Consider the following 18,535-nt stretch of genomic DNA (forward strand, 5'->3'; position numbering starts at 1 on the left):
TATCGTAAACCTTCTGTTAACCGGCACAATAGGCGCCATCACCCTGTCCACAGGAACTAGATGTTGAATCCGTCCGGACGCGAACAATGCGCCGTGGTCGGATCGTGCGGGGGGCGACACGGGGTCTTCGACCGCTGCTCACCATGACGATGCCGCCGCAACCCCAAGGCCCGTCATCCTGGGCAGCCCGCGCCGCGGGCGTGTCGAAGGGCGCAGGGTTGGCGAGCCGGCGCACGCCCGTCTTGCGCTTCGCCCCTGCCGGGCGCACCTAGGGACCTATGAAAGACATGGCCGACAGCGTCCTTCCGCCGCAGCCGCGCGACTACGCGGGCTTCAACTGGACGGGGTTTTACACCCTCTATCTCAAGGAGGTCCGCCGCTTCTGGAAGGTGGGCATGCAGACGGTCGCCGCCCCGGTGGTCACGACCCTGCTCTATATGATGGTCTTCGTGGTCGCCGTGCGCGGCGCAGCCCCGCCGATCCATGGCACCCCGTTCGCGGAATTCATCGCGCCGGGCCTGATCATGATGACGATCGTCAACAACGCCTTCGCCAACTCCTCCTCCAGCCTGCTGCAGGCCAAGATGATGGGGCTGACGCCGGACTTCCTGACTCCGCCGCTGTCGGCGCTGGAGCAGGTGCTGGCCTTCATGCTCGGCGCGGCGACGCGCGGCGTGGTGGTCGGCATCGTCACGGCCGTGACCATCTCGCTGCTGCCGTTCACCGGCCTGCACATCGCCCACCCATGGGCGGTGATCTACTTCAGCGTCGGCGCCTCGCTGCTGCTGGGCTTGGTCGGCATCGCCACGGGCCTCTGGGCCGAGAAGTTCGACCACCTGGCGGCGATCACCAACTTCCTGATCATGCCGATGACCTTCCTGTCGGGGACCTTCTACCTCGTCGACAAACTGCCCGAGCCGTTCCGCACGCTCAGCCACTACAACCCGTTCTTCTACCTGATCGACGGCTTCCGCTACGGCTTCATCGGCCAGGCCGACGGCGACATCCGCATCGGCATGGCCCTGACCGCGGCGCTGGTGGCGGCCCTGTTCGCCTGGTGCTGGCGGGTGTTCGTGACGGGCTGGCGGCTGAAGACCTGACGCCCGGCTGCTGACCTCAACTCCCCCTTCCCGCCGCTCATCCTCGCGGAAGCGAGGACCCAGGTTTACGGCCGGTGCAATCATGGCAGCCGCCGCTCGCCCGTCGCCGGGAAGAGCGGCTTAGGCGCCGCCGGGGAAACGGGGGAGGTCGCCTACCGAACCCGTTCCTTCTCCTTCGGCGCCGACTCCTTGCGGGGTTTCGCCTCGAACTTCGGCTTGGGCAGCAGCCGGAACCGGGACTGGCACCAGGCGAAGTCGATGCCGATGTCGAGCAGGGCGTCGGACCGCCCGCACGGGCAGGCGAAGTCCATCACCGTCCAGACGCGGTAGGTCTCGCCGGCGACCAGCGGCACCTGCTCGCCCGTGACATGGTTCGGCGAGGCGTTGACGCACAACACCAGATCGCCCGGGCCGACGGCGTCGCTCATGGTTTGGATCCTTTGCCGATAGGGGAGTTTAGACCCTGTTTCCACATCCCTAAAGGTCCGTCATGGCCCGGCTTGTCCGGGCCACCCAAGCGCGCCGATCCGGCGGGTGGGCCGACCGGGCGGACGCTCGTCTGACACCGTGTTCCTGGGTGGCCCGAACAAGTCGGGCCATGACGTTGGAAATCAGGCGCAGTCAGATCGCCCCACGCCCCGATTTCTTGACAATCCTCCCGTCCCCGGTGAGAAGCCTAAAGCTTCCCGTCCCCGCGCCATCGCCGGGGACGTCTTCTCTTTTGGGAGGCGACCTTGACCACCGCGACCGCTCCGACCGCGACCCCCGACCACATCATGGGCGTCTACAACCGCGCCCCGCTGGCTGTGGAGCGAGGCCTCGGCGCGCGCCTGTGGGACGACAAGGGCGACGAGTATCTCGACTGCGTGGCCGGCATCGCCACCAACGGGCTCGGCCACTGCCATCCGCGCCTCGTCGAGACGCTGAAGACCCAGGCCGACAAGCTCTGGCACGTGTCCAACATCTTCCGCATCCCGGGCCAGGAAGCCCTGGCCAAACGGCTGACCGACGCGACCTTCGCCGATGTGGTGTTCTTCACCAACTCGGGCACCGAGGCGATCGAGTGCGCCCTGAAGACGGCGCGGAAGTATCACACCGCCAACGGCCAGCCGGAGCGGGTCGAGATCTACGGCTTCGACGGCTCGTTCCACGGCCGCAGCTACGCGGCGATCAACGCCGCCGGCAACCCGGGCTACGTCGAGGGCTTCGGCCCGCGCCTGCCCAACTACAGCCAGCTGAAGTGGGGCGACCACGACGCGATCAAGGCGGCCATCGCCAACCCGACCACGGCGGCGATCATCATCGAGCCGGTACAGGGAGAAGGCGGCGCCCGCGCCCTGCCCGAACAGTGCCTGACCGGCCTGCGCGCCCTGAGCCGCGAGCACGGCGTGCTGCTGATCTACGATGAAGTCCAGTCGGGCATGGGCCGCACCGGCAAGCTGTTCGCCCACGAGTGGGCCGAAGACGCCGCGCCGGACATCATGGCCGTGGCCAAGGCGCTGGGTGGCGGTTTCCCGGTCGGCGCCTGCCTGGTCTCGGCCGAGGCGGCCAAGGGCATGACCGTGGGCGTCCACGGCTCGACCTTCGGCGGCAACCCGCTGGCCATGGCCGTGGGTCTCGCCGCCTTCGACGAGATCAGCAAGCCCGAGACCCTGGCCAACGTCCGCGACGTGGCGGGCTATTTCAACCAGCAGCTCACGGGTCTGAAGGACCGCTTCCCGGACATCATCGTCGATGTGCGCGGCAAGGGCTTCCTGATCGGCCTGAAGGTCACCCCGGTGAACCGCGACTTCATGGCCATGGCCCGCGAGCACAAGCTGCTGGTGGCCGGCGGCGGCGACAACTGCGTCCGCCTGCTGCCCTCGCTGCTGCTGACCGTCGAGGAAGCCCGCGAGGCGGTCGAGAAGCTGGAAAAGACCTGCGAAACCGCGCGCGCGAAAGCGGCCGCGGCTTAACCCCCCAATCCGCTCATCCCGGCACAGGCCGGGGCCCGGGCTTTTTCTGAAAGGTCCGGGTCAGCGGAGGGGATTCAAAACAAACCTGGGTCCCGGCCTTCGCCGGGATGATCGGGGGATCAGATGTCCACACCGCCCCGCCACTTCCTCGATATCTGGAAGCTCGAGTCCTCCGACCTGCGCGCGATCCTCGACGACGCCCGCGCCCGCAAGGCCGCGCGCAAGGGCTGGCCGCAGGCGCGCGTCGACGCCGACGCGCCGGGCGCCGAGCGCACCCTGGCGATGATCTTCGAGAAGAACTCGACGCGCACCCGCTTCAGCTTCGACGCGGCGATCCGCCAACTGGGCGGTCACGGCATCATCTCGACCTCGGCCGACATGCAACTGGGCCGCGGCGAGAGCATCGAGGACACGGCGAAGGTCCTGTCGCGCATGGTCGACGCGGTGATGATCCGCGCCAACCGCCACGAGGACGTCGAGCTGTTCGCCCAGAACGCCTCGATCCCGGTGATCAACGGGCTGACCGACAAGAGCCACCCCTGCCAGATCCTCGCCGACATCCTCACCTTCGAGGAGCATCGCGGGCCGATCACCGGCAAGACCATCGCCTGGGTCGGGGACGGCAACAATGTCTGCTCCAGCTTCATCCACGCCGCGCCCAAGCTCGGCTTCAAGCTGAACATCGCCTGCCCGGCGGCCTATCACCCTGACCTCTACGACCTGGCCCGCGCGGCCGAGCAGCAGGGCCGGGTCGAGATGACCGACGACCCCCGTGCGGCGGTCGAGGGCGCCGACTGCGTGGTCACCGACACCTGGGTCTCGATGGGCGACAAGGACGGCGAGGAGCGGCTGGACGCGTTCGAGCCCTACCAGGTCGACGAGGACCTGATGGCGATCGCCGACAGCCGCGCGGTGTTCCTACACTGCCTGCCCGCCCACCGCGGCGAGGAGGTCAGCGACGGCGTCATCGACGGGCCGCAGTCACTGGTCTGGGACGAGGCGGAGAACCGCATCCACGCCCAGAAGTCTATCCTCGCGTGGTGCTTCGGAAAGATCGGCTAAAGCCTTGCCGTCGCTGGAGAAAGACGACCGCATTCAACTGGCCGCCAGGCTGCGGGCCTACCTCAAGGACGAACTGGACGTCGAAGTCGGCGGCCTGGACGCCGAGTTCCTGCTGGATTTCATGGCCGACCGCGTCGGCCCGCGCTTCTACAACCAGGGTCTCCGCGACGCCGCCACGGCGCTCGCCAAACGCATGGACGTGCTGACCGAAGCGCTGGAAGAGCTGGAACGGCCGGTCCTGCGGGACTGACGGCCTCCTGCTTTCGTGATCGCGTTGAGGCGGACAAAGCGGAAATGCCCGCTTAAGTTGTCCTCATGACACCCTTCGTCTTTGACTCCCTCAGCGCCTCAAAGCAGCTCCGCGAAGCGGGCATGCCCGAAGGCGTCGCCGAGGCGGTGGTGTCGGTATTCCAGCACGCCTCCGCGATGCCGGACATCAGCCATCTTGCGACGAAGGCCGATCTCAACGCCCAGGGCGCATTGTTGAAGGCGGATCTCGACGCCCGGAGCGCGCTGATGAAAGCGGACCTCGACGCCGGGAGCGCGCTGATGAAGGCCGATCTGGAGGTGGTGAAGGCAGACATCGGAGCCCTCAAGCGCGATATGGTCACCAAGGCGGACCTTGCCGAACTCCGCGCGGAGTTCGGCGCCAGGCTCCTGCAACAGACATGGATGATGATCGGCGGTGTTACCGCCCTGGTGACGATGCTGAACGTCACGCTGAAGATTTTCGACTGACGGGCCGCTCGGGCGACCCGCCCGTCGACGTCTACTTCCCCTCCGCCGCCGCGATCTGCCGTTCCAGCCCGGCGGCGAGCGAGGGGTGGTACCCCCCCTTCGCCAGCTCGAAATAGCGGCGCGCCAGCGGCAGGCCCCAGGTCTTGTCCCTGATCAGCCCGGCGTACAGCGGCCGCACGAACAGCCCCCGGCCGTTCGACTGCAGGAACGCCTCCAGCGACGGCAGGCCCGGCTCCCAGCGGTTGGCCACCACCAGCTCCAGCCAGCCCGACCGCACATAGGCGTTGGTCGAGGCCGACAGGGCGAACGTCCGGTCCAGGTCGTCCAGCTGCGCCGTCGTCAGCTCACGCGGCAGGCCGTCAAGGAACCGCTTCCACTCCTGCGTCGTCCAGGGCTTGCCGGGGATCGCCGCCGCCGGGCCGCCCGCGAGGAACGCCCCCCGCGCCGCATCCACCTTCGCCAGCGCCGGCGAGGGCAGGTGATACGCGTTCGCCGGGATCCCCGGCTTGTAGACCCACTCGTCCAGCTGCAGCCGCGCCTCCAGCGCCGCATCGCCCTTGATCAGGTGCGTGCGCAGGTCGGCCAGGAAGCCCGCCGTCGTCTGCGGCTGGAACGCATACCGGTCGAAGTAGCCGCGCAGCCAGGCGTCCCAGCGCTCGCGGCCCACCGCGTGCTCCAGCGTCCGCAGGAAGGCCTCGCCCTTGGTGTAGGCGACCTCGGTGTTCTCGCCGAACAGGGTGATCGCCGCGTCCGGCCCCTTCGCCACGTCGCCGTTCAGCTCGTCGCGGCTCAGGTCCGCCTCGATGCCCGCGCGTTCAGGGCCATAGAGCGCCTCCATGATCCGGTTCTCGACGTAGCTGGTGAAGCCCTCGTTGAGCCACACGTCGTCCCAGGTCGCGTTGGTCACCAGATTGCCCGACCAGCTGTGGGCCAGCTCGTGCGCGATCAGCCCGACGTTGGCCCGGTCGCCGGTGATGAAGGTCGGCGTCAGGAAGGTGAGGGTGGTGTTCTCCATCCCGCCGTAGGGAAACGCGGGCGGCAGCACCAGCACGTCATACCGGCCCCAGCGATAGGGCCCGTAGAGCGTCTCGGCGGCCTCGACCATCTTCTCGGTGTCGGCCAGCTCATAGGCGGCGCGGTCGAGCACGGACGGCTCGGCATAGACGCCGGTGCGCGGGCCCAGCGACCGGAACGCGATGTCCCCGGCGGCCAGCGCGATCAGATAGGGCGCGGTCGGATGGGTCATGCGGAAGCGGAACGCCCGCTGGCCCGGCCCGGCGGCCTCGCCCTTCGGCGTCAGCTTCTCGCCGCTCATCACGGCGGTCAGGTCGGCCGGCACGACGATCCGCGCGGCCCAGGTCTGGCGGATGCCCGGGCTGTCCTGCGTCGGGATCCAGCTGCGGTTCAGGATCGCCTGCCCCTGGCTGTAGAGGTACGGCTTGACCTTCCCGGCGGTCAGCTCCGGCGGCAGCCACTGCAGGGCCAGCGCCGTGGCGCTCGAGCGATAGGTCACCACCACCCGGCTGGCCCCGGCCAGCTGCACGGTCAGCGGCGCGCCCTTCTCCCCCTCGCTCTTGCCCAGCGCCCAGACCAGCGCCCGGCCCTCGCCGTCGGTCACGGCGCTGATGGTCAGGTCGAGCGTATCGAGCACGATCTCGGTCGCGCCCGGCGCGGCCTGCACGGTCAGGGCGGCGGTCCCGGATACGGTGTGCGCCGCGAAGTCGGTGGTCAGGTCGAGGTCCACATGCGTCACCCGCGCCTCGAGCGGCCGCGCATAGCTCTGGCGGTCGACGGCGTCGGCGCGGTCGAGGACCGGCGCGACCTCGGCTGGCGGCGCGTCGCCGCGCAGCCCCGGGACCAGCGCACAGGCGCCCAGCAGTGTGGAAAGCAAAACGACGCGAAGCACGGAAATCATGGTCAGCCTTCGAGGGGAGCGGAGTTCAACGGGCCGTCCTTACGCGGACGACGCCCTGATGTCTTGACGGCCAGTATTGCGCCGGTCGGGCGCCCTGCTCAAGGACCGCCTGCGGCGGCCCTGCTTGCGTGGTTCGAGACGCTCGCCCGAGGCTCGCTCCTCACCATAACGAACACCGTTGCAGCCCATCCCTCTCCGTCATCCTGAGGAGCGGACCCTCAGGTCCGCGTCTCGAAGGACGCACCCCATCCCCCTCGCAATCCACGCCCCGCTCCCCTATCTACCCGCGCCATGACCGATACCGCCGACACACGCCCCGTCCCGCCCGCCGACGACCTCGTCGCGACCTTCCAGATCGAGGGCTGGCCCGTGCGCGGCCGCATCGTCCGGTTGGGCGACGCGGTGCACGAGATCCTCACCCGCCACGACTACCCCGAGGCCGTCGCCAATCTGCTCGGCGAGGCCTGCGCCCTGGCGGCCCTGGTCGGCTCCAGCCTGAAGTTCGACGGCCGGCTGATCGTCCAGGCCCAGGGCGACGGCCCGGTCGCCTATGTCGTGGTCGACTACGACACCGAGGGCTCCCTGCGCGGCTACTGCCGCTACGACGCCGAGCGCCTGGAGCAGGTCCAGGCCGCCGCCGGCTTCACCCGTCCGGGCGCCAAATCCCTGCTCGGCCAGGGCGTCTTCATCATGACGGTCGACCAGGGCCCGGACATGGACCGCTACCAGGGCGTCACCGCCATCGAGGGCGAGACCCTGGCCCTCTGCGCCGAACAGTATTTCGCCCAGTCCGAACAGACCCCCACCCGCATCCGCCTGGCCGTCGGCCAGTCCGACACGGGCAGCGGCCTCACCTGGCGCGCCGGCGGCCTGCTGATCCAGAACATCGCCGGCGACGAGACCCGCGGCGACACCGCCGACGCCTGGGTCCGCGCCCAGGCCCTGTTCGAAACCACCGGCGAGGACGAACTGATCGACCCGACCCTCCCGGCCGAAACCCTGCTCTGGCGCCTGTTCAACGAGGACGGCGTCCGCCTGTTCGAACCCAAACCCCTGAAAGCCTTCTGCCGCTGCTCCCTGGAGCGCATCACCGGCGTGCTGGAAAGCTTCTCCCTGGAAGAACGCCAGGCGATGGTCGAGGACGACGGGATGGTGCGGGTGACCTGCGAGTACTGCTCGCGGGTGTATGAGCTGGAGCCTCCGCAGGCGGGGTAGGCGTAAACAGTCTCTCCGGGAGGCTTCAGGCTTCAGAAGCAGACGCTGCGGACTCGGCGCTACGCCGCCGCGCAGGCCGCCCGCAGTCGGCTGATCGCGCCTTCCAGTTCCCGCGCCCGCTCCATCGAGCCGAACCGGACCGCGTGGATCGCCACGCGGTTGGGCGTGCGGTCCAGGGCGCCGGCGCGGATACAGTCGGCGCCGTCCCGGCAGGTGAAGGTCATCTTTGCGCCCTCGCCGGTGGTCATGGGCGCGATGGTCACGTCGACCTGCGCCAGCGGCATCTCCCATCGGCCCCAGGCGGCGTTGCGGCCGAAGGCGTGGGTGACGGTCTCGCAGGTCCCCATCAGCCGGTTGTAGGTCAGGATGTCCGGGCCGGTGCCCCAGATGTCGAACGAGGTCGCCGGGGCTACCGGCGACGCGAAGGCGGCCAGCAAGCCCCCGCCGATCAGGGCTCCGATCATCACCAGACCTCTGCGCATGTCGTCCTCTCCCCGGCTCGCGGCCATTGACCCACCGCGCTGGTGAATGGCCGCTGAACGCGCCGCCATCATCCCCCCGCCGGGACGCCCGGGAGCTGCCCCTGCCGGATGCGGGCTAGGCCGGAGCCTCCCCGGCCAGCGCCTCGTAGGCCCGCCAGCTGGCCAGGCCCAGCCAGGGGAAGATCACCACCAGCGCCGCGAAGCCGGTCGCGGCGGCGATCAGCAGCAGCACGGTGATGATCACCGCCCACAGCAGCAGCGGGAAGAAGTTGGCGTTGACCGCCCGCACGCTGGTGGCCACGGCGGCGAACACATTGGCGTTCGGGTTGAGCAGCATCGGGGCGGAGACGACCACCAGGGCGTAGGTCACGAAGGCCAGCGCGCCGCCGGTCAGTCCGCCGACCATCAGCATGCCGTGACCCTCCTTCGAGCCGACGGCGAACTCGACCAGCGAGGCGACGTCGCGGTGCACATGGAAGGTCGACAGGCCATAGACCACCTGCGCGACCCGACCCCAGAGGAAGTAGATCAGCACCAGCAGCAGGCTGAGATAGGCGACGTCCTGGCGGAACGCGGCGCGGACGAACAGGATCTGGCCCAGCCCCGGCCGCTCGCCCAGCCCCATCCGCCGGCCCGCCTCGTAGGGGCCCATGGCGAGGATCGGCGCGATGATCACGAACCCGGCGGTCAGGGCCAGCACCCAGAAGGCGCCGTTGGTGGCGTAGACGCCGTAGCAGAGCGCGAAGCTGGCCGCCGCGACCGCCGCGCCATAGAGCAGCAGCGGCCCGGGCGCCTTCATCAGGTCGCTCCAGCCGTCGGCGAGCCAGCCGAACGGCGCTGAAAGACGGATGGTCCGGATGGCCGGCAGCCCGAGTGAGGTATCCATGCTTCCTCCCGTCGCCTCTGTGGGCGATCCCGGAGAAAAGCATGTCGGGGCGCCGCAGGGCTGACAAGCGCCCGGCTGCAGAATTGACCGGTCGGGCCGGGGGACTAGTTCAGCCGCCGCCGCGCCCCCGGCAGGTGCAGCGAGAACTCAGGGATCGTCACCTCGAAGGCCTCGCCCTTGGCGGTGACCATCTGGTAGGTCCCGCGCATCGCGCCGGACGGCGTGGCCAGCGGACAGCCGGAGGCGTAGCGGAACGCCTCGCGCGGGCCCAGCACCGGCTGCTCGCCGACCACGCCCTGGCCCTTGACCTCCTCGACCCGGTTCAGGCCGTCGGTGATGACCCAGTGGCGCGAGACGAGCGTGACGGTGTCCTTGCCGTGGTTCTCGATCTCAACCGTGTAGGACCAGATCCAGCGGCCGTTCTCCGGGTTGGAGTCCTCGGGCAGATAGGCCGGCGAGACCCGCACCAGGATGTCTCCCGTGCGGGCTTCGTAGACCGGACTGTCCGGGCTGCCCCGGCGGTTGATACGGCTCATGGCCTTCGAGACCTGGTCAGGCGGCGGCGTCGAGCGCCCTGGCGATGTCGCGGGTCAGGTCGCTCAGGGCTTCCAGTCCCACGGACATCCGCACGTAGCCCTCGGTCAAACCGATCTCCAGACGATTCGCCTCCGGCATGGCCCGGTGGGTCGTCGTGGACGGGTGGGTGGCCATCGACTTGGCGTCGCCGAGGTTGTTGGAGATGTCGACGATCTCCAGCGCGTCGAGGAACCGCCAGGCGGCCTCGCGGCTGCCCAGGTCGAACGCCAGCAGGTTGGAGAAGCCGCTCATCTGCGCGCGCGCCACGGCCGCCTGCGGATGGTCGGCGCGGCCGGGATAGAGGATCCGCTTGACCGCCCTGTGGTCGCCGATCTGGTCGGCCAGGGCGGCGGCCGTGTCGGTCTGGCGCCGCACCCGCAGGTCCAGCGTCTCCAGCCCCTTGAGCAGCACCCAGGCGTTGAACGGGCTCAGCGCCGGCCCGGTGTGCCGGATGATGTCGCGGTAGGACTCTTCCAGCAGATCCTTGGGCCCAAGGATCGCGCCGCCCAGCACCCGGCCCTGGCCGTCGATATGTTTGGTCGCGGAATAGACGACGACGTCGGCGCCCAGCTCCAGCGGCTTCTGGAAGATCGGCGTGGCGAACACGTTGTCGACGACGACCTTCGCGCCGGCGGCGTGGGCGATCTTCGCCACGGCCGCGATGTCGGTGATCTCCAGCAGCGGGTTGGCCGGGCTCTCCAGCAGCACGACCTTCGTGTTCGGCCGCATCGCCGCTTCCCAGGCCTTCAGGTCGGTGGCGTCGACCAGGGTGGTCTCGACGCCGAAGCGCGGCAGCCAGTTCTGGACGATCCAGTTGCACGAGCCGAACAGCGCCCGGCCGGCCACCAGATGGTCGCCCGCCTTCAGCAGGCCCGTGAGCGCCGTGTGCACCGCGGCCATGCCGGAGGCCAGCGCGCGGCAGTATTCGGCGCCTTCCAGCAGCGCCAGCCGCTCCTCGAACATCTGCGTCGTCGGGCTGCCGTAGCGGGCGTAGACGAAGCCCGGGTCCTCGCCGGAGAACCGCCGGTCTGCGGCGGCGGCGCTCTCATAGGCGAAGCTCTGCGTCAGAAAGAGCGCCTCGGAGATCTCTCCGTAGTTGCTGCGGGCGATGCCGCCACGGATCAGGCGGGTCGCGGGGTCCCAGGACTTGGGGTCTTCGGCCATGGCTACGGCTTTCTCTGCAAAGGTGGCGGCATCAACAGGACAGGGGCCTGTGAGGTCAAGAGCCCCGGGGACATGTACCTTCGGTACGTGTCCCCTAAACCGGAGTCTCGATTGGGGGACACGTACCTGCGGTACATGTCCCTTCGCTCTTCGAACGCCGTTCTCCGGAACCATGCGTCCGCCCGGGCATTCCGGTCAGGGTCGATACCGTCGTTACCTGAAACGGGGAGGTTTCCATGCTTTCGATGATCTTTCGCGTGTTCGCCGGCGTGCTGGGCGTTCTGGGCGCGTTCAACATCCTGCTGCTGATTCTGGGGGAGGCGCTGGCGCGGTACTCGCCGGTCGAGCTGCGCGCCGTCGGAACCCTGACCGAGGCGCTGATGATCTTCGGCGTCGGCGCCGGCATCTATGTCCTGTCGCCGGCGGGCCACAAATCGCATCATTAGGCCCGGCGCGAGCACAACCGGCCCTTGCCTTTGTCGCCCCGGGTCGTGAGTAATGGCCCGACGATGAATGATGCCCAGACCGCCGGAATTCTCCCCTGCCAGGCCATCGAGGACCTGATCGCCCACGAGGCCATCAGCTCGCTGACGCCCTTTGACTCCGACCAGGTGCAGCCCGCCAGTCTCGACCTGAGGCTCGGCGAACGCTGCTGGCGCGTGCGCGCCTCCTTCCTGCCCGGACGCCGGCGGGTGATGGACCGTCTGCCCGACGTGGCCATGCACCAGCTCGACCTGACCCAGGGCGCGGTGCTCGAGCGCGGCTGCGTCTACATCGCCGAGGTGCAGGAACGCCTGGCCCTGCCGAGCGGCGTCTCGGCCCGCGGCAATCCCAAGAGCTCCTCCGGCCGGGTCGATGTGTTCGTGCGGCTGCTGACCGATCACGGCGCGGCGTTCGACGACGTGGCCGAGGGCTACACCGGTCCGCTGTTCATCGAAATCGCGCCCCAGACCTTCTCGGTCCTGGTCCGCTCCGGCACCCGGCTGAACCAGCTGCGGCTGAAGGCCGGCGCCCCGCCCAAGCTGTCGATGCGCAGCGTCGGCGTCGACCTCTCCGGCGGCATGGCCGGCTTCCGCGGCCGTCGCCACGCCGGGGTCATCGACCTCGACAAGGAAGACGGCCACGACCCGCGGGATTTCTGGGAGCTGCTGGAGGCGCCGCGCGGCGAGCTGCTGCTCGACCCGGACGAGTTCTACATCCTGGCGTCCAAGGACGACATCGAGATCCCGGTCATGGAAGCGGCCGAGATGACCCCGATCGATCCGGCGGTCGGCGAGTTCCGCGTCCACTACGCCGGCTTCTTCGACCCCGGCTTCGGCACGGACGAGACCAACTCGCGCGGCTCCAAGGGCGTGCTCGAGGTGCGCAGCCACGAGACCCCGTTCCTGCTGGAAGACGGCCAGACCGTCGCCCGGCTGGTCTATGAGCCCCTGACCGCCCGCCCGACCCGCCTCTACGGCGAGGACGGCTCCCACTACCTGCGGCAGGGTCTGAAGCTGTCAAAGCACTTCAAGCCCTGGAAATAGGGTCGAAAGACAAGCCTGCAAAACTTTTTGTATGGTCTGCTTGACATGTCGCTCGGCGATATGAGACAAGCACCCTTGTCAAAACGACAAGGACAGAAGACATGACGATCGGAAAATCGACGACGGCCCGCCGCTCCGGCCTCGGGGCTTTCATGCTCTCGCTGATCGGCTGCGGCATGATTGCCGGCGCCGCGATCGCGCTGCTTGAGAACGTCGGGATCCTCCTCCCGGCGTGGCTGGCCGGCCTGGCCGCGGTCGTGGTCAGCGGCCTGACAATGCTGTGGTCGCGCCGCTGGTGGTCGCGAGTCGATGAAGCGGTCCGCGAGGCGCACAAGACCGCCTGGTACTGGGGTGGATCGGTCGGGATGGTTCCGGTGATGGGCCTCGCGGCGACCCTGCTGTTCGACCGATCCGGGGTTTCGCTCGAACGGTTCGCAGCAGCGCCCGGCGATGGCGGCCTGATCCTGACCGGCATAGCGGTCACCCTGCTGCTGCAGCTCGTCGGGTACGGCTTCTTCTGGGCCGGCTGGTGGCTCAGCCGCAGCCGCTGATCATCGAATTTCCGGAGCAAGTATCATGAACAAGCACAGCCCTGCCGGCCGCCGGTATCTCAAGCGCTTCATCCCGACGATGATCGCCTACGTCATCTCGATCTTCGGAGCGTCATACGGCTTCGAGCTGTTCGACCTGAGCGGTCCGCTCGCCTGGGCTCTCGCCGTCGCACCGGCCCTGCCGATCCTCGCGATCATCGCCATCATGGGTCTCTACATCAAGGAGGAGACCGACGAGTTCCAGCGCAGCGTGCTGGTCGAGTCGATGCTCTGGGGCTTTGGAATCACCCTGGCGATCACCACGGTCTGGGGCTTCCTGGAGATGTATGTCCATACGCCCGGACTGCAGTCCTTCTGGGCCTTCCCGATCTTCTGCCTGGCGATGGGCCTGTCCCAGTTGCTCGTGCGGAGGCGCTTCCGGTGAAGAACCGCCTCAAGGTCCTGAGGGCGGAGCGCGACTGGAGCCAGGCGGATCTCGCCGACCGGCTCGAGGTGTCCCGCCAGACCATAAACGCCCTGGAGACCGGCAAGTACGACCCGTCCCTGCCGCTCGCCTTCAAGATTGCCCGCCTGTTCGGCCAGCCCATCGAAGCGATCTTCGATGACGGCGAGGCCTGATCCGAAATTCCGGGGAGCCAAGATATGACCTCTTCTGCACTCAAACGCGGTCCGACGCCGGTCCGCCTCGCCCTCGCGGCCGCCGGCATGGTGGTCGGCGGCGGCCTCGGCTGGCTGATCGGCCGGCTGGTCAAGCACGGGCAGCTCGACCTCTCCGGCGCCGGCTGGAGCGATCTGGCCGCGGGGACCATCGCCGCCATGCTGCTCGCGACCGGTCTTCTCGTCGGCCTGGCCAGCTTCAATGCCCGGCTCGCCGGCCGCATGATGGACCCCACCAGCGACCGGCCCGCGCGTCCGGCCCAGGCCAGCTTCTACCGCCAGCAGGGCGTCGTCATGGCCCTGGCCGGGATCATGCTGGCCGCGCCGGTCCTCGCGCGTCTGTTCTGGGCGCCGTTGCCGGCCCAGCTGGCCCAGGCCGTGATGGCCGGGATCATCGCGCTGTTCCTGCTGCAGACCCTGCTCAACGTCACGGTCTGGATGCGGGCCGACGAGATGATGCGGCGAATGATCGCCGAGTCCGGTTCGGTCTGCTTCTGGGTGTTGCAGGCCGCGCTGTTTCTCTGGGCGGCGGCCGAGAAGCTCGAACTCGCGCCGGCGCTCAGCGCCTGGGACCTGATGACCATCCTGATGGGAGCCTACCTGGTGGTCTCCTCGCTCATGTCCATTCGTCGCGGCTTCAGCTGAACCGCCATTTCGCCGCTACGGAGTTCCATCATGTTCAAGTCCGTCAAACGCCTGCTCGCCCTGGTCAGCCTGATCCTGCCGCTCGGCCTGGGCGCCGCCCAGGCGGCCGAGCCGACGCGCTTCTCTGTCGAAGTGCGCGGCACGGGACCGGACGTCATCCTGATCCCCGGGCTTGCGTCCTCCCGCGACGTCTGGCGGGCGACCGCAAAGCAGCTTGAAGGCCGTTACCGCGTGCACCTGATCCAGGTCGCCGGGTTCGCCGGATCAGCGCCGGGCGGCAACGCTGAAGGCCCGGTGGTCGAGCCGCTGGCCGAAGAGATCGTGGCCTATATCAGGGCCAACAGGCTCGATCGCCCCGCTGTGATCGGCCACTCGATGGGCGGGTTCACCGGCCTGCTGATCGCGTCCCGACACCCGGGCCTGCTCGGTCGGCTGATGGTGGTCGACGCCCTGCCATTCTTCAGCGTGCTGATCGATCCCGAATCCACCAGCCAGACGATCGCCCCGCGCGCCGCCGGCTTCCGGGACATGGTTCTCGGCCAGTCGCCGGAGGTCTTCGCCGCCGGTCAGACGCGGGCGATGGCGGGGCTGATCAAGACGCCGGAGGCGCGGGCCGAACCGATCGCCTGGTCTCTGGCCACCGATCGCGGCGTGATGGCGCGCGCCACCTACGACGTCATGACCAGCGATCTGCGCGCTGACCTGGCCGGGATCCGCACGCCGGTCACAGTGCTCTACGCCCGAGATCCGGAGATGGGCTGGAACTATGATCTCGTCGGCCTGATCTACGAGCGCAACTACGCCACCCTGCCGGGGGTGACACTCAAGCCGGTCAACGGCGCCTTCCACTTCATCATGCTCGACCAGCCGCAGGCCTTCGCGGCCGAGGTCGAGGCCTTCCTCCGCTAGCCCGGACCTTCCGTCCAAACCCTTCCTCTCGCTTCGGCGAGGCCGCGGCGGCTTGCCGGTCGCCCGTCCCAAGTCCTGAAAGGACACCCCGTGTTCAATCGCCTGAAACGCAACGTCGCGGCCTGCGCCGCGCTCATCACGGTCGCCCTCGCGGCCTTCCCGGCCGCCGCCGATCCGGCGATCTGGGTGGTCAGGGACGAGGACTCGACCATCTATCTGCTGGGCACGATCCATATCCTCAAGCCCGACACGGTCTGGCGCACCCCGGCCATCTACAAGGCGCTGGGCGAGGCCGCCGAGCTGTGGGTCGAGGTCGAGACCGATGACACGTCCGGCATGCAGGCGCTGATCGGCCGCTACGGCCTGGACCCCGCCAACCCGTTGTCGGGCAAGCTGTCGGCCGAGGACCTCGTCCGGTTCCGCGCCGCCGTCGTGGCCCTCGGCGCCGACCCCGCGCGGTTCGAGCCGTTCCGCCCCTGGCTGGCCGGTCTGACGCTCAGCGTCGCGCCGCTGATCAAGAACGGCTTCGACCCCAAGAGCGGCGTCGAGGAGAAGCTCAAGGCCGCCGCCCGCGACGGCGCCAAGCCGATCCGCGCGCTCGAAACCATGGAACAGCAGATCCGCTTCTTCGCTGATCTGCCGCCCCGCGAGGAGCTGCAGTTCCTGCTGTCGGCGCTGGACTCCACCGACGACACCGCGCCGATGCTCGACGGCCTGGTCGGGGCCTGGAGCGGCGGCGACGTCGACGCCATCGGCTCGATGATGAATGACGAGATGGCGGCGACCTATCCCGGTCTCTACGACGCCCTGCTGGTCCGCCGGAACAAGGACTGGGCTGGCCAGATCGAGACCCTGCTCAAGGGCAAGGGCGTGGTTCTGATCGCCGTCGGCGCGGCTCATCTGGCCGGACCGGACAGCGTCCAGGCCCAGCTGGCCAGCCGGCGCATCACAGCGGATCGCCTGACGGACTAGGCTCCCCAGCTACTGTCAGGCGGGGAGGGCGTGGCGGGTCAGGCCGCCGCGCCCTCCTTCGGACGCAGGTAGATCGAGCGCTTGGGAACGGCCATCACCCGCTGCAGCATCGGCTCGAAGGCCTCCAGCGGCATGGACTCGTAGGTCGGGTCGAACGCCGACTGGTCGTACAGGTGGCAGAACTGGGCCGTGTATTCGAAATGCGGATGGCCGCGGAACTGCTCGCGCATGTCCCGGTCCAGGCCCAGGTGATGGAAGAAGTAGTAGCCCTGGAAAATGCCGTGCTGGGCGACCATGAAATGGTTGGCCTCTGACACGTAGGGAAAGACCATCGCCGCGGCGATATCGGGGTGATTGCGCGGGCACAGCACATCGCCGATGTCGTGCAGCAGGGCGCAGACGACGTACTCCTCGTCACGGCCGTCCCGGAATGCGCGGGTGGCGGTCTGCAGGCTGTGTTCCAGCCGGTCGACGACAAAGCCGCCGCAGTCGCCCTTGAGCAGCTGCAGATGGCTGATCACACGGCCCGGCAGCTCGCGGCCGTACTCGGCGGAGGCCTGGGAGATCTTCAACCAGTCTTCCTGGGTGCTCTCGACCATCGAGGTAAAGCCGGCCCGTTCTTCGGACCCGTGCGCGCCATCGGCCATGTCGTTTCTCCCAACACCTGTTTGAACCGATGTTGGGGGCCGCTTTGGTCTGCGTCAATCCGCTCCTCGTCGCGCCGGCCTTGAGGGCTAGCTTAACCCCCGGAGGCGTAAACTTTGAGGCGGGGAGGCTTGGAATGGCTGATCGTGACCTGGGCAGAACCCGTTATATGGGACGGGTCGGCTTGGACCTGTTCCTTCGCGTTTCGGTGATCGTCGGCGAGATTTTTGACGGCGACCTGATTAGCGGGCTCGCCTTCTACTCAATCGCCCACGCCAACGTTCGCCATCTGAACCAGCCTCGCGTTCTCAGCCCGTTGGCCGAAGCGGGCCTGTTCCCTGACGCCCTGCGGCAGCCGGTTTCCTGCTATTCCGTGGCAAAGCAACTTGGAATGCCGCGCGAGACGATCCGCCGGCACACGCTCAGGCTCGTGGCTGCCGGGCTTTGCATCCAGGCCGAGGGAGGCAAGTACTACATTCCGTCCGAAGTCCTCTCGGCCCCCAGGTTCTCGAGGCTCTCACGGATGCTGGAAGACGAGCTCGACAGCGCGTTCAGGGACCTTCGGCAGTCCTCCGTCATCCTTGACGATCCCGGGCGGGCCTGATGCGGCGGCTCGGCGCAACGCTATGGCCTTAGGGCCGTCATCAGAAGGTCTATCCTGTCGCGGGTTATGGAGAGTGACGCGCCAGGCTCTGCGGGGTCGTCGAGAATATTCTGACACCGCGCCGCCAGGAGATCCCAGATCAGGCCGCAGATGAGGTTCGGCTGGATGTGAGGGACGATTTCTCCCCGATCGCGCGCCTCGATGGCGGCATCCGTGAGCACCGCGTGAAGGGCGGGTTGGACTGCGCGGCGCTCCGGCGGGAGATGGCGATCAATCAGAACCAGGCGCGCAACCGAGGGCTCAATCATCAGATTGTGCATGCGGTAGAGCATGTCGGCAAAGTCCGAACTGCGGGAGATTGCCGCGCGCGCCGCTTCGCCAAGGCCAACGGCTTCGTCGGCCAGCACCGCCTCCAGCAGCTCCAGCTTGTCAGAGAAGGAGTTGAAGACCGCCCCGACCGATCTGCCAGCGTCCGCCGCGATATCGCGCAAGGTCGTAGCTTCGTAGCCGAGGTCGAGGAATCGGGCGCGGGCAGATGCAATGAGCTGCCCGCGCGTGACGATCTTGGCCGCGTCTCGCAGGTTGGGGCGGCTGACGACGACGCCCTTCGGCTGGTCAAATGTCATCTGGTTCATAACGGGTCGCTCCGACCGGATCGATCTCAAACTGGGCGATGCCCGACCAAGGGTCTCGCTTGCCACTCAGTCTCCAGAGACGCTGTTTCAGGCCCCTTGTGAACGCTGACGCCGCCCCAAAACGGGGCGTTCGCCAGGGGCGCGCGGCAGAGGACGGGGTGTGAACCGCCGCCCCCGCGCGTTGCGCCGTCAGCGGCGCTGGCCTGCTTCAGCACGGGCCCTGCACCCTGTCTGCACCGCACTGGTTCAGACAGGGAATCCATATCGGGGGTGGAAACAATGCAGCAGGTGGCAGGAC

Annotated in this window: 23 protein-coding genes; 15 read left to right on the forward strand and 8 right to left on the reverse strand. The window is 68.2% G+C overall.

What is annotated here, in order from left to right; genetic code table 11:
• The first annotated feature begins 278 nt into the window (after positions 1 to 278).
• Positions 279 to 1,100 carry an ABC transporter permease gene (locus AC3WJT_RS09275; protein WP_492342822.1) on the forward strand — a complete coding sequence of 274 codons (822 nt, stop codon included), beginning with the start codon at positions 279 to 281 and terminating at the stop codon, positions 1,098 to 1,100.
• A 152-nt stretch (positions 1,101 to 1,252) separates the two neighbouring features.
• Here the strand turns inward: AC3WJT_RS09275 and AC3WJT_RS09280 are convergent, their stop codons facing one another.
• Complete coding sequence (locus AC3WJT_RS09280) at positions 1,253 to 1,528, reverse strand: hypothetical protein (RefSeq protein ID WP_492342823.1); 276 nt, start codon at positions 1,526 to 1,528, stop codon at positions 1,253 to 1,255.
• 306 nt (positions 1,529 to 1,834) lie between these two features.
• Between AC3WJT_RS09280 and AC3WJT_RS09285 the strand changes: the two genes are divergently transcribed.
• From AC3WJT_RS09285 to AC3WJT_RS09300, 4 genes are all read left to right on the forward strand, one after another.
• Positions 1,835 to 3,055: an aspartate aminotransferase family protein gene (locus AC3WJT_RS09285; RefSeq protein WP_492342824.1), complete on the forward strand. Its 1,221-nt coding sequence runs from the start codon at positions 1,835 to 1,837 to the stop codon at positions 3,053 to 3,055.
• A gap of 123 nt (positions 3,056 to 3,178) precedes the next feature.
• A complete protein-coding gene (gene argF / locus AC3WJT_RS09290) occupies positions 3,179 to 4,117 on the forward strand; it encodes an ornithine carbamoyltransferase (RefSeq protein WP_492342825.1) in 939 nt (312 codons plus the stop codon).
• A gap of 4 nt (positions 4,118 to 4,121) precedes the next feature.
• Entirely contained in the window at positions 4,122 to 4,367 is a 246-nt protein-coding gene (locus tag AC3WJT_RS09295) for a DUF2164 domain-containing protein (protein ID WP_492342826.1), read from the forward strand.
• A gap of 122 nt (positions 4,368 to 4,489) precedes the next feature.
• Positions 4,490 to 4,855 (forward strand): hypothetical protein, encoded by a 366-nt coding sequence (locus tag AC3WJT_RS09300; protein ID WP_492342827.1) that lies wholly within the window; start codon positions 4,490 to 4,492, stop codon positions 4,853 to 4,855.
• A 31-nt stretch (positions 4,856 to 4,886) separates the two neighbouring features.
• Here the strand turns inward: AC3WJT_RS09300 and AC3WJT_RS09305 are convergent, their stop codons facing one another.
• Positions 4,887 to 6,770: a M1 family metallopeptidase gene (locus tag AC3WJT_RS09305; protein ID WP_492342828.1), complete on the reverse strand. Its 1,884-nt coding sequence runs from the start codon at positions 6,768 to 6,770 to the stop codon at positions 4,887 to 4,889.
• 291 nt (positions 6,771 to 7,061) lie between these two features.
• Between AC3WJT_RS09305 and AC3WJT_RS09310 the strand changes: the two genes are divergently transcribed.
• Positions 7,062 to 7,985, forward strand: a complete 924-nt coding sequence (locus AC3WJT_RS09310; protein WP_492342829.1) for an Hsp33 family molecular chaperone — start codon at positions 7,062 to 7,064, stop codon at positions 7,983 to 7,985.
• A 59-nt stretch (positions 7,986 to 8,044) separates the two neighbouring features.
• Here the strand turns inward: AC3WJT_RS09310 and AC3WJT_RS09315 are convergent, their stop codons facing one another.
• The 4 genes from AC3WJT_RS09315 to metZ all read right to left on the reverse strand — a co-directional run bounded on the left by AC3WJT_RS09315 (position 8,045) and on the right by metZ (position 11,093).
• Positions 8,045 to 8,467, reverse strand: coding sequence for a hypothetical protein (locus AC3WJT_RS09315; RefSeq protein WP_492342830.1), 423 nt, complete (start codon positions 8,465 to 8,467; stop codon positions 8,045 to 8,047).
• 115 nt (positions 8,468 to 8,582) lie between these two features.
• Positions 8,583 to 9,353 (reverse strand): DUF2189 domain-containing protein, encoded by a 771-nt coding sequence (locus tag AC3WJT_RS09320; protein ID WP_492342831.1) that lies wholly within the window; start codon positions 9,351 to 9,353, stop codon positions 8,583 to 8,585.
• 104 nt (positions 9,354 to 9,457) lie between these two features.
• Complete coding sequence (gene apaG, locus AC3WJT_RS09325) at positions 9,458 to 9,889, reverse strand: Co2+/Mg2+ efflux protein ApaG (RefSeq protein WP_492342832.1); 432 nt, start codon at positions 9,887 to 9,889, stop codon at positions 9,458 to 9,460.
• A gap of 16 nt (positions 9,890 to 9,905) precedes the next feature.
• A complete protein-coding gene (metZ, locus tag AC3WJT_RS09330) occupies positions 9,906 to 11,093 on the reverse strand; it encodes an O-succinylhomoserine sulfhydrylase (protein ID WP_492342833.1) in 1,188 nt (395 codons plus the stop codon).
• Between the two features lie 236 nt (positions 11,094 to 11,329).
• Here metZ and AC3WJT_RS09335 point away from each other — a divergent pair, with 236 nt between their 5' ends.
• The 8 genes from AC3WJT_RS09335 (at position 11,330) to AC3WJT_RS09370 (ending at position 16,353) form a co-directional block, all read left to right on the forward strand.
• The gene (locus tag AC3WJT_RS09335; protein WP_492342834.1) at positions 11,330 to 11,539 is read left to right on the forward strand and encodes a hypothetical protein; all 210 of its coding nucleotides are present in this window, start codon (positions 11,330 to 11,332) and stop codon (positions 11,537 to 11,539) included.
• A 63-nt stretch (positions 11,540 to 11,602) separates the two neighbouring features.
• Positions 11,603 to 12,619 carry a 2'-deoxycytidine 5'-triphosphate deaminase gene (locus tag AC3WJT_RS09340; protein ID WP_492342835.1) on the forward strand — a complete coding sequence of 339 codons (1,017 nt, stop codon included), beginning with the start codon at positions 11,603 to 11,605 and terminating at the stop codon, positions 12,617 to 12,619.
• A gap of 101 nt (positions 12,620 to 12,720) precedes the next feature.
• The gene (locus tag AC3WJT_RS09345) at positions 12,721 to 13,170 is read left to right on the forward strand and encodes a hypothetical protein (RefSeq protein ID WP_492342836.1); all 450 of its coding nucleotides are present in this window, start codon (positions 12,721 to 12,723) and stop codon (positions 13,168 to 13,170) included.
• A 25-nt stretch (positions 13,171 to 13,195) separates the two neighbouring features.
• The gene (locus tag AC3WJT_RS09350; protein ID WP_492342837.1) at positions 13,196 to 13,594 is read left to right on the forward strand and encodes a hypothetical protein; all 399 of its coding nucleotides are present in this window, start codon (positions 13,196 to 13,198) and stop codon (positions 13,592 to 13,594) included.
• Positions 13,591 to 13,788, forward strand: a complete 198-nt coding sequence (locus AC3WJT_RS09355) for a helix-turn-helix transcriptional regulator (protein WP_492342838.1) — start codon at positions 13,591 to 13,593, stop codon at positions 13,786 to 13,788. Before AC3WJT_RS09350 ends, AC3WJT_RS09355 begins: the two co-directional genes overlap by 4 nt.
• Before the next feature lie 24 nt (positions 13,789 to 13,812).
• Complete coding sequence (locus tag AC3WJT_RS09360; protein ID WP_492342839.1) at positions 13,813 to 14,472, forward strand: hypothetical protein; 660 nt, start codon at positions 13,813 to 13,815, stop codon at positions 14,470 to 14,472.
• A 30-nt stretch (positions 14,473 to 14,502) separates the two neighbouring features.
• Entirely contained in the window at positions 14,503 to 15,381 is an 879-nt protein-coding gene (locus AC3WJT_RS09365; protein ID WP_492342840.1) for an alpha/beta fold hydrolase, read from the forward strand.
• A 90-nt stretch (positions 15,382 to 15,471) separates the two neighbouring features.
• The gene (locus tag AC3WJT_RS09370; protein WP_492342841.1) at positions 15,472 to 16,353 is read left to right on the forward strand and encodes a TraB/GumN family protein; all 882 of its coding nucleotides are present in this window, start codon (positions 15,472 to 15,474) and stop codon (positions 16,351 to 16,353) included.
• Positions 16,354 to 16,391: 38 nt separating this feature from the next.
• Here the strand turns inward: AC3WJT_RS09370 and AC3WJT_RS09375 are convergent, their stop codons facing one another.
• Positions 16,392 to 17,000: an HD domain-containing protein gene (locus tag AC3WJT_RS09375; RefSeq protein ID WP_492342842.1), complete on the reverse strand. Its 609-nt coding sequence runs from the start codon at positions 16,998 to 17,000 to the stop codon at positions 16,392 to 16,394.
• A gap of 134 nt (positions 17,001 to 17,134) precedes the next feature.
• Between AC3WJT_RS09375 and AC3WJT_RS09380 the strand changes: the two genes are divergently transcribed.
• The gene (locus AC3WJT_RS09380; RefSeq protein WP_492342843.1) at positions 17,135 to 17,602 is read left to right on the forward strand and encodes a hypothetical protein; all 468 of its coding nucleotides are present in this window, start codon (positions 17,135 to 17,137) and stop codon (positions 17,600 to 17,602) included.
• A 20-nt stretch (positions 17,603 to 17,622) separates the two neighbouring features.
• Here the strand turns inward: AC3WJT_RS09380 and AC3WJT_RS09385 are convergent, their stop codons facing one another.
• Positions 17,623 to 18,237 (reverse strand): TetR/AcrR family transcriptional regulator, encoded by a 615-nt coding sequence (locus AC3WJT_RS09385; RefSeq protein WP_492342844.1) that lies wholly within the window; start codon positions 18,235 to 18,237, stop codon positions 17,623 to 17,625.
• Positions 18,238 to 18,535: the final 298 nt, after the last annotated feature.

It is taken from the genome of Caulobacter sp. FW305-C-30-S16, from assembly GCF_058783025.1.